Origin of the sequence: Neorhizobium petrolearium, from assembly GCF_017873175.1 — a bacterium.
GTDB lineage: Bacteria > Pseudomonadota > Alphaproteobacteria > Rhizobiales > Rhizobiaceae > Neorhizobium > Neorhizobium petrolearium.
The window spans coordinates 222316-229522 of sequence record NZ_JAGGJW010000013.1; the positions used below are offsets into that span (position 1 = coordinate 222316).

A 7207-nucleotide genomic window follows, 5' to 3' on the forward strand; every position below is an offset into this window, starting at 1 on the left:
GAGCAGGGTGGTGGATTGTTCCGTTTTGCGACAGGCACCACCGCCGAAACGGGTATTAGAGTTAATAATTCTTTAGTTTAGCTCTCCAGCTCTTCCCGCAGCATCTCGAGCTCGAGCCACTCTTCTTCCATTTTCGTCAGTCTTTCGCGCAGGCTTTCCATTTCCGCCGCAAGCTTGTGGAAGGCGGCAGGGTCTTTGGAAAAGAGGTTAGGGTCTGCCATTTTCTTCTCGCGGACAGCAATTTCTTCCTCGGCCTTGGCAATTTCCTTCGGCAGGTTTTCGAGTGCGAATTTCTGCTTATAGGAGAGTTTTCCCTTGGCCTTGGAGGCTTCAGCCACCGGCGCGGCGGCCTCTGTCTTCTGCCGTTCCGTTCTCTCTGTCTTGCGCTTTTCCTCGATCGCGCCCGTCCTTTGGGCCAGCATGTCCGTGTAGCCACCCGCATATTCGATCCAGCGCCCGTCCGGCGCCTCCGGATTGGCCGGAGCGATGGTCGAGTTCACGGTGCGGTCCAGGAAATCGCGATCGTGGCTTACGAGGATCACCGTGCCATTGTAGCCAGCGACAATTTCCTGCAGCAGGTCCAGCGTTTCGATGTCGAGGTCATTGGTGGGTTCGTCGAGAATCAGGAGGTTCGAGGGCTTCGCCATGATGCGGGCGAGCATCAGGCGGGCACGTTCACCACCGGAAAGGCTCTTGATCGGTGTCCTGATCTGTTCCGGCTGGAACAGGAAGTCCTTCATGTAGCCCGCGACATGCCGCTGCTCGCCATTGACCAGCAACGTCTCCCCGCGGCCATCTGTCAGGTAGTGGGAGAGCGTCTCCTCCGGATTCAGGTTCTCTCGCTTCTGGTCGAGCGTTGCGATCTCAAGATTGGTGCCGAGCTTGACGGTACCGCTATCTGGTGCGAGCTGCCCGGTCAGCATCTTGAGCAATGTCGTCTTGCCCGCGCCATTAGGCCCTACGAGGCCGATCCGGTCGCCGCGATGAACCCGGATCGAAAAAGGTGCGACGATCTGCCGGTCATAGGCTTTGGTGATGTTCTCTGCCTCGATCACAAGCTTGCCCGATTCACGACCTTCGGTGACCTGCGCCTGGACGATCCCTTGGGGCCCCTTGTGGCCGCGATAGATTGCTCGCATGGATTGCAGTTCGCCGAGGCGCCGCATGTTGCGCTTGCGGCGCGCGGTTACGCCATAACGCAGCCAATGCTCCTCGCGCTCGATCGCTTTGCCGAGCTTGTGCTGTTCTAGCTCTTCAGCCTCCAGCACTTCGTCACGCCATGCTTCGAAATGAGCGAACCCCTTGTCGAGACGGCGAGAGATGCCGCGGTCGAGCCAGACGGTCGCGGTCGAAACCCGTTCGAGGAAGCGCCTATCGTGTGAAATCAGTACCAGTGCGTTCCTTGTTTTCCGCAGCTCGTCTTCCAGCCATTCGATGGTCGGCAGGTCGAGATGGTTGGTCGGCTCGTCCAGCATCAGGATGTCCGGCTCGGGTGCCATGACACGGGCGAGCGCGGCGCGGCGGGATTCGCCGCCCGAAAGCGTCTTTGGATCCTCCTGGCCGGTGAGGCCGAGATGTTCGAGCAGGTAGGTAACGCGATAGGGATCATTGCCCGGACCGAGGCCTGATTCCGCATAGGCTTGCACGGTGGCATAGTCGGCAAAATCCGGCGCCTGTTCGAGGTAACGGATCGTCGAGGCCGGATGGCGGAAGACTTCGCCTGACTGCGGCTCGACCATGCCGGCAGCGATCTTCATCAGCGTCGACTTGCCGGAACCGTTGCGGCCGACGAGGCAGATGCGGTCGCCGGGCTCCACCTGCAGGCCAGCGCCGGCGAGCAGCGGAGTACCTCCGAAGCTCAGGAAGATATCGTCAAGTTTCAGAATAGGAGGTGCCAAACGTCAGGTTCCTGTCATGTCGTAGGGGCGAGCAAGGATCATCGCTCTGCCGACCTTCAGATGGAATTCCACTGGTCCTTCCGCAATGTTCGAGACCGTCCGAGAAGAGCCGAAGGGAAGCCCGAAATTGTGGAGCGGATAACGCGCACCAACGATGTCCAGGCCTTCCAGTGCCGAAAAACCGATGATCGAAAAGAGCGAGCCTTTCGGCAAGTCGAGCTTTTTGTCCCCCGGCAGCAGCGGCACCGCTTCTTCCTCGCCGGACGTGAGCAAAATGTCGAAGCCGCGTTCGGCAAGGCTCATGGCATGGAAGAGGTGCTGGAGCGCGTGATCGCTCCGTTCCCCGCCGAGCGCACCGACAAAGATCAGCCGTGCAGCCCCGCGGTCGATCGCTTCCGCCGTGGCGATCTCGCCGTCTGTCTCGGTCTTGGCGGGCGGATAGGTCTGCTGTTTCACGCCCGGCCATTGTTTTGCAAGTTCGGCGTCAGTGGAATCGAAATCGCCGACCCACAGTTCGGGCTCGACGCCGAGTGTCGCTGCATGTCGCATGCCGCTGTCAGCTGCGATGAAGCGGCTGGCACTGGTCGCTTCCAGCAGGCGGTCGGTGACGGTGAGATCGCCGCCAAGCAGGATGGTAAAGGTCGAATGGCTCATGGTCACTGCCCTTAGCGTAAAGGGACCTCATTGGGAAAGCTGTTGCAGCACCGAAGCCAAGCTTTTAGTTTGCGGCTCGCTTTTCAATCGGGATAGCAGGATGCAGTTTCAGGGTACAGCGGACTATATCGCGGACAAGGATCTGATGGTGGCGGTGAATGCCGCGATCCGTCTCGAGCGCCCGCTGCTGGTGAAAGGCGAGCCGGGTACCGGCAAGACTGAACTTGCCCGGCAGGTGGCGGCGGCCCTTGGTCTCGATCTCATCGAGTGGAACATCAAGTCCACCACAAAGGCGCAGCAAGGTCTCTACGAATATGATGCGGTCTCGCGCCTGCGCGATAGCCAGCTCGGCGACGAGCGGGTCCATGATGTCGCGAATTATATCCGACGCGGCAAGCTTTGGCAGGCCTTTGCGGCGGGCAGGAAGGTCGTCCTGCTGATCGACGAGATCGACAAGGCGGATATCGAATTCCCGAACGACCTTCTGCAGGAACTCGATCGGATGGAATTTCACGTCTACGAGACCGGCGAAACGGTCAAGGCTAGAGTCCGGCCCATCGTCATCATCACTTCGAACAATGAGAAGGAGCTTCCGGACGCTTTCCTGCGCCGCTGCTTCTTCCACTACATTCGTTTCCCGGATGTCGAGACGCTGGCACGCATCGTCGAGGTGCATTATCCGGGTATCAAGCAGACCCTCGTGCGCAACGCATTGATGCAGTTCTATGAAATCCGCGAGATGCCGGGGCTCAAGAAGAAGCCGTCGACGTCCGAAGCGCTCGACTGGATCCGCCTTCTCGTTGCAGACGATGTCGATCCCGCCGATCTGCGCGGGGACATGAAGAACGCGTTGCCGAAGCTGCATGGGGCGCTCCTGAAGAACGAGCAGGATGTCCATCTTTTCGAGCGGATCGCCTTCATGGCGCGGCGCGAGCGATAAGCGGAAGATTTTGCTCCCATTGACGACAGGCATAGCAAGGCGTATTTGAAAGTCCGTAATTTCGTGGTGATTTGGCCGGCCGGCTTGCAGCCACGTAAAAAAAGTCGCTAAAGGGCCGCGAGAAGATGACTTCCCCAGATCATGCTTCCCCGGCCGGTTGCGATTTTTCGCCGCCGGTTTTTATTTTCGTGGGTTTAGACATGCCGATCAAGATTCCCGATACGCTGCCTGCCTTCAGCACCCTCGTTTCCGAGGGCGTGCGGGTGATGACCGAAACTGCGGCGGTGCGGCAGGACATTCGTCCGCTGCAGATCGGACTTCTCAATCTCATGCCCAACAAGATCAAGACAGAGCTGCAGATGGCGCGTCTCGTCGGTGCGACGCCGCTGCAGGTGGAGCTGTCGCTGGTGCGAATCGGCAACCACAGGGCCAAGAACACGCCGGAAGAGCATCTGCTGGCTTTCTACGAAACATGGGAAGAGGTGAAGCACCGCAAGTTCGATGGCTTCATCATCACCGGTGCACCGATCGAGACACTGCCTTACGAAGAGGTCACCTACTGGGACGAGATGGAGAAGATCCTCGACTGGACAACCACCAATGTCCATTCGACCATGAATGTCTGCTGGGGTGCGATGGCGGCCATCTACCATTTTCACGGCGTGCCGAAATACGAGTTGAAGGAGAAGGCCTTCGGCGTTTACCGTCACCGCAACCTCGTACCGTCCTCCGTCTACCTCAACGGCTTCTCGGATGACTTCCAGGTGCCGGTCTCGCGCTGGACGGAGGTGCGCCGCGCGGATATCGAGAAGGTACCAAGCCTGGAAATCCTGATGGAATCGGACGAGATGGGCATCTGCCTCGTCCACGAGAAAAGGGGAAAGCGTCTCTACATGTTCAATCATGTGGAATACGACTCCACCTCGCTGGCGGATGAGTATTTCCGGGATGTGAATGCGGGCGTCCCCATCAAGTTGCCGCATGACTACTTCCCGCATAACGATGATACGCTGACGCCCCTGAACCGCTGGCGCAGCCATGCGCATCTTCTCTTCGGCAACTGGATTAACGAGATCTACCAGACGACGCCCTACGATCTGGAGAAAATCGGCGAGCCGGAGAAGACCGGCACGGAATAGGTCAGCATGTTCATTCCCTTCTTCCTGCATTTAAAGGAGGCGAAGGTCCCGGTGACGCTCCGGGAATTCCTGGCGCTTCTCGAAGGCATTGAAGAGGGGGTGGCCGATTTCGACGTCGAGGCTTTCTACTTCCTCGCCCGCACGGCGTTGGTGAAGGATGAACGCCACATCGATAAATTCGACCAGGTCTTTTCCTCCTATTTTCGCGGCCTGGAGATGGTCTCCGGCAAGCCGGGCCTCGATACCCAGAACATTCCCGAGGAATGGCTGCACAAGCTCATCGAAAAACACCTGACCGAGGAAGAGAAGAAACTCATCCAGTCGCTCGGCGGTTTCGAAAAGCTGATGGAGACGCTGCGACAGCGGCTCGAAGAGCAGAAAGGGCGCCATCAGGGCGGGTCGAAATGGATCGGCACCGGCGGCACCTCGCCCTTCGGCGCCTATGGCTATAACCCGGAAGGCGTGCGCATCGGGCAGGACGAATCCCGCCATCGCCGTGCCGTGAAGGTCTGGGACAGGCGCGAGTTCAGGGATTTCGACGACAAGGTCGAACTCGGCACGCGCAATATCAAGCTGGCACTGAAACGGCTTCGGCGCTGGGTGCGGGAGGGCGCGGCCGAAGAATTCGACCTGCCCGGCACGATCCGCTCCACCGCCGAGCACGGTTATCTCGACGTGCAGACAAGGCCGGAGCGGCATAATGCCGTGAAGCTTTTGGTGTTCTTCGATGTGGGCGGGTCGATGGATGACCATATCCGCATCGTTGAGGAACTGTTTTCCGCCGCACGGGCAGAGTTCAAGCATATGGAGCATTTCTACTTCCACAATTGCCTCTACGAAGGCGTTTGGAAGGAGAACCGCCGCCGGTCGGACCGCCTGGCGACGATTGATCTGATCCGCAGCTATGGTTCGGATTACAAGGTGATCTTTGTCGGTGACGCTTCGATGAGCCCCTATGAGATCACCCATGCGGGCGGTTCGGTCGAGCACTGGAACCAGGAGCCCGGCGAGGCCTGGATTAGGCGCATCACCGGTCATTACCACCGCTGCGTCTGGCTCAATCCGGTGCCCGAAAATCAGTGGCGCTACACGACCTCGATCGGGTTGATGCGGCAGCTCATGACCGAACGTATGTTTCCGTTGACGCTCGGCGGGCTTGAACAGGCGACGCGCACCCTCGCCCGCTGACGGATTTTGCTTCCCGTGACATTGCAGCTTGCCGCCAAATCGCGCAGGTTGCCGCCAAATGTCCGGTGGAGGAAAAGGTCATGACGGATCAGAATTTCGAAGTCTTCGGCACGACGGAAAATGGCGAGCCCGTTTATCGCGTGAGAATTGCCGGCGGCGGATTGACCGCGAGTATCATTACATGGGGCGCCGTGATCCAGGATCTCAGGCTGGAGGGCCATCGGCCGCCGCTCGTGCTGGGGTTCGAGGCTTTCGATCCATATCCAATCCATTCGCCATATTTCGGCGCAACGCCCGGCCGCTGTGCAAACCGCATCTCCGCCGGCCGTTTCACGCTCGATGGGAAACAATACCAGCTTGAAATGAATCAACCGGGGATCGGCCACCTTCACGGGGGTACGGATGGTCTCGGTCGCAGCAACTGGTCGATCGTCGATCATGCGGCTGACAAGGTCGTACTTCAGATCACCGATCCCGATGGTCGCGCGGGCTATCCCGGCAATTGCACGGTGACTGCCACCTATCAGCTCAAGGACCACGGCGTGCTGTCGGTGGTCTACGAATCCACGACCGACCAGCCGACACTCGCCAACATCTGCCAGCACTCCTATTTCAATCTTGACGGCCGTGAAGACGCCCTTGGTCACGACATTATGATCGCCGCCGATCAGTTGGTCGAAGTGGATGAGAAGCAGTTGCCGACCGGCAGACTGATATCGGTCGCCGATACATCCTTCGACCTACGGGAGATGGGACCGATGAAGCGGTTCGACGACGGCAGACAGGTCCTGTTCGATCACAACTACTGTCTGTCGCCGGCGCGGACGCGGAAGCGTTCCGTGGCGCTGGCGCGCAGCGTTTATTCCGGCGTTTCGATGGAAGTGCGTACCACCGAGCCCGGTGTGCAATTTTATGCCGCCTTCAAACTTGAGGAAATCCCGGTGCCGGGCCTCGAAGGTCGCCGCTACGGTCCCTTTGCCGGGTTTTGCCTGGAAACCCAGGTATGGCCGGACGCGATCAATCATCCGGATTTCCCCAACGTCGTGCTGCGGCCGGGCGAAGTGCTGCGGCAAGAGACAGACTATGTCTTTTCGAAGCAGTGAGCGGGACAAGCTTGCTTCACCCATGTTGCGGGCGGGGTGCGAAATAGATTCGATGATGGGAAGTCGAGCCGCCTCGACATGAGACTTTGGCCGTCGACAGGAAGTCGGCGGCACAAGCCGGGTCTGCACTCTAGAATTCAAGCAGTGACGCTTCCGGCCCAAAAAGGCCTTTTCAAGGTATGATTTGAGAGTGCCCAACCCGAGAGATAGGTGACGTTTCGTACCGGAGACATGGGTAACACTTTTCGCTTTTTGGCGGGAGGTGTTGATGCCGTGGAAAGCGAC

6 protein-coding genes and 1 riboswitch are annotated in these 7207 nt (G+C 59.0%); of the genes, 4 read left to right on the plus strand and 2 right to left on the minus strand.

Annotated features, from left to right (window positions below; genetic code table 11):
• Positions 1–77: 77 nt before the first annotated feature.
• Both J2046_RS24145 and J2046_RS24150 read right to left on the minus strand, forming a co-directional pair.
• Entirely contained in the window at positions 78–1898 is a 1821-nt protein-coding gene (locus J2046_RS24145) for an ABC-F family ATP-binding cassette domain-containing protein (protein ID WP_210056226.1), read from the minus strand.
• A gap of 3 nt (positions 1899–1901) precedes the next feature.
• Positions 1902–2552, minus strand: a complete 651-nt coding sequence (locus J2046_RS24150) for a thiamine diphosphokinase (protein WP_210056228.1) — start codon at positions 2550–2552, stop codon at positions 1902–1904.
• Between the two features lie 100 nt (positions 2553–2652).
• On the opposite strand from J2046_RS24150, the gene J2046_RS24155 reads away from it, so the two are divergent.
• The 4 genes from J2046_RS24155 to J2046_RS24170 all read left to right on the plus strand — a co-directional run bounded on the left by J2046_RS24155 (position 2653) and on the right by J2046_RS24170 (position 6922).
• Complete coding sequence (locus J2046_RS24155) at positions 2653–3492, plus strand: AAA family ATPase (protein ID WP_210056230.1); 840 nt, start codon at positions 2653–2655, stop codon at positions 3490–3492.
• 53 nt (positions 3493–3545) lie between these two features.
• A riboswitch (SAM riboswitch) is annotated at positions 3546–3623 on the plus strand.
• 69 nt (positions 3624–3692) lie between these two features.
• Complete coding sequence (gene metA, locus J2046_RS24160; protein WP_210056232.1) at positions 3693–4631, plus strand: homoserine O-acetyltransferase MetA; 939 nt, start codon at positions 3693–3695, stop codon at positions 4629–4631.
• Positions 4632–4637: 6 nt separating this feature from the next.
• On the plus strand, positions 4638–5819 hold the full coding sequence (locus J2046_RS24165) for a vWA domain-containing protein (RefSeq protein ID WP_210056234.1): 1182 nt from the start codon (positions 4638–4640) through the stop codon (positions 5817–5819).
• An 80-nt stretch (positions 5820–5899) separates the two neighbouring features.
• Complete coding sequence (locus J2046_RS24170) at positions 5900–6922, plus strand: aldose epimerase family protein (protein WP_210056236.1); 1023 nt, start codon at positions 5900–5902, stop codon at positions 6920–6922.
• Positions 6923–7207: the final 285 nt, after the last annotated feature.